At 41.7% G+C, this 2,284-nt stretch carries 3 protein-coding genes; 1 reads left to right on the forward strand and 2 read right to left on the reverse strand.

Translation table 11 applies throughout. The features are described from left to right. A partial coding sequence (locus ABZB17_RS22280; protein ID WP_372653841.1) for a prenyltransferase/squalene oxidase repeat-containing protein occupies nucleotides 1–637 on the forward strand: 637 nt, incomplete at its 5' end. On the opposite strand, the gene ABZB17_RS22285 is transcribed toward ABZB17_RS22280, so the two are convergent. Together ABZB17_RS22285 and ABZB17_RS22290 are read right to left on the reverse strand one after the other, a co-directional pair. Continuing rightward, on the reverse strand, nucleotides 634–1,368 hold the full coding sequence (locus ABZB17_RS22285; protein WP_372653843.1) for a hypothetical protein: 735 nt from the start codon (nucleotides 1,366–1,368) through the stop codon (nucleotides 634–636). The two genes, ABZB17_RS22280 and ABZB17_RS22285, sit on opposite strands and share 4 nt — an antisense overlap. Nucleotides 1,369–1,390: 22 nt before the next feature. After that, a partial coding sequence (locus ABZB17_RS22290; protein ID WP_372653846.1) for a hypothetical protein occupies nucleotides 1,391–2,284 on the reverse strand: 894 nt, incomplete at its 5' end.

Consider the following 2,284-nt stretch of genomic DNA (forward strand, 5'->3'; position numbering starts at 1 on the left):
TCCAACCTTTTCGCGGGGTTGGGGGAAATTACCCTTCGACCAAAGTTGTGCCGATTTAACCGGACACTGTGTTTTTGCGCTTGCAAAACTGCTGGATGTTTACAAATCTGATTTGAGTTTAAAACAAAGAAAGCATTACACCATAGCCATTAACAAAGCAGTTGACTATCTGGAAAAACACCAAAAAGACAATGGTTCGTGGTTACCGCTTTGGTTTGGAAATCAGCATACCAAAAATCATAAAAACCCGGTGTACGGAACCGCCCGCGTACTCACCTATTTTCAAAAAGCAAAACTGTTGTTGAAAGAAGAGCCGGCTCTGACTGAAAGAATACAGAAAATGATTACTGAAGGAACGAACTTCCTGCTAAAAGTTCAGAATAAAGATGGCAGCTGGGGTGGAGATTTTGGGATTCAAGGCACAATTGAAGAAACAGCACTTGCTGTCGCAGCATTGAACAGTACAAAATCAAAAACTGAGATTGAAAAGGGATTAGCGTGGCTCGACGATTATTACAAAAAAAACGGGCTTAAAAAAGCCCCCATCGGATTGTATTTTGCATCGTTGTGGTACGATGAAAAATTATATCCATTAACAGCCTATCTTGAAGCTGTTAATGGATATGTGAATAATTAAATCTGGGTTCCCTCCTTTTGTACAAGGGTTCCATCTTCCATAATTACATCGTAGTAATAACCCGCGCCAAAATCTTTTTCAAGCGTAAGTTTTCCTTTAAAAGTAACCACGTCGCCCACCTTTACATCGGCTTGTGTTGTAATTGTCAGATCGAAATTACCACCGGTGCCGGTACCATCCTGAATGTGCACCCAGTTTTTACCCATCACCTGTTCGTTCACTTTTACCACAGCCCCTTTAATTTCAAATTCTTTACTGCTGTAATCGGCTTTGTTGGCAAAAACATCGGCAATACTCAAGTCTCCTTCTTCTTTCTCGATTTCAACTTCGGCATCGCTAACAGCCACTTTTCCCTGATGCGACTGAGGCATAGCACTACCCATGGCAGGCTGTTCAGTTCCGGGAGTTTTGGTTATTTTATTCACGAAGTAAATTACATCAAAGGTTCTATCGATCTCCTTACTGTGGAAATTTTCCATTGGCAGGGCATCGTAGTAATATAAAACTTCGCCGGGATTCACGTCTTGTTTCGCTACTGCAATCCACTTTGCGATTCCGTTTTCAGTTGCGCTAATGTAGGTGTAACTTCCTCCCTGAATCACTTCCGAAACCTTAATCATGTTAAATGCGCTCTCACTCTGAGCCGGAGCAGAAGCGCCATTTTTATTTCTTACACAACCTAAAAACATACCGGCAACGGCCAGTATCATCAAGATTTTGCTTGTCTTCATCCTCATCATTCTTTTTATAGTTTTAAAATTTAATTCTCAAGTTAAGGTACAACCTGTTAAACAACTGTTGATCCTGAAATGTTGCCTCGTAATTGGCCGACAAATACAGTTTTTTGCTGAATTGCCACGACAAATCAAGCTCGCCAATGTGCTGCTGCAAATTAGTTAAAGTATTTACATATTGAAAATCTACCCATCGATAATGCAGCATTGTATACAATTTTCCTGAAACAAGATCTTTTGATAAACGTGCACCATAAACCTGCCCGTCGAGATAGCTGGTTTGCATCAAATTGGCGGAGATACTCAACGATGCATTCAGCGCCGGAACTTTTGTCCAGGTTGCAAAACCATTTAATGTTTTTGTTGGTCGCGGATCTTCGTCGCGGAATCGTGTTCCGGCGCTGGCACCAACAATGAAACCCTTTACAGGTTGGTAGTTAATCCTGGCGCGTACTCCTTGCCGGCTTGCCTGTTGCAAAATTTCGTCGGCATAATTCCGGAAGGTTTCGTAGTAAATTACATTCTTCCGATTGTCGTACGAACCAAAAACCGAAAGTCGTTTTGAAAAACGATAACGCGCTGAAAAATACAGGCTGGTTAAACTCACTGTGTTTGCGGGCTTTTCATTTTCGAGTTTGTACAAATCGAGCTCCAGCGAAGAAAACAAGGTCAGATTTTTAATGGCTGAATTGGTGTGCTGCATGTAAATAAACCGGCGGTCGACATTCCCCGAATTTCGTTGTTCGAAAAAAGCCAGCGACGACTGCACAAATCCATTGGACGTTTTTTTGCTTTGCCCTATGTAAGCGCCGTATTCAAACAGATCAAAATTGTAGCCGTAATCCTGGTGATCGGGACGCGAACCGCCAACAATTCCGGCAAACATATTTTTAAATTTAAATTCAAACTGCAA

Source organism: Draconibacterium sp. (assembly GCF_041583095.1).
Taxonomy (GTDB): Bacteria; Bacteroidota; Bacteroidia; order Bacteroidales; family Prolixibacteraceae; genus Draconibacterium.

Excerpts from the sequence above, each read along its gene's own strand:
- ABZB17_RS22285 (WP_372653843.1), bottom strand. The coding sequence starts at position 1,368 with ATGAAGACAAGCAAAATCTTGATGATACTGGCCGTTGCCGGTATGTTT.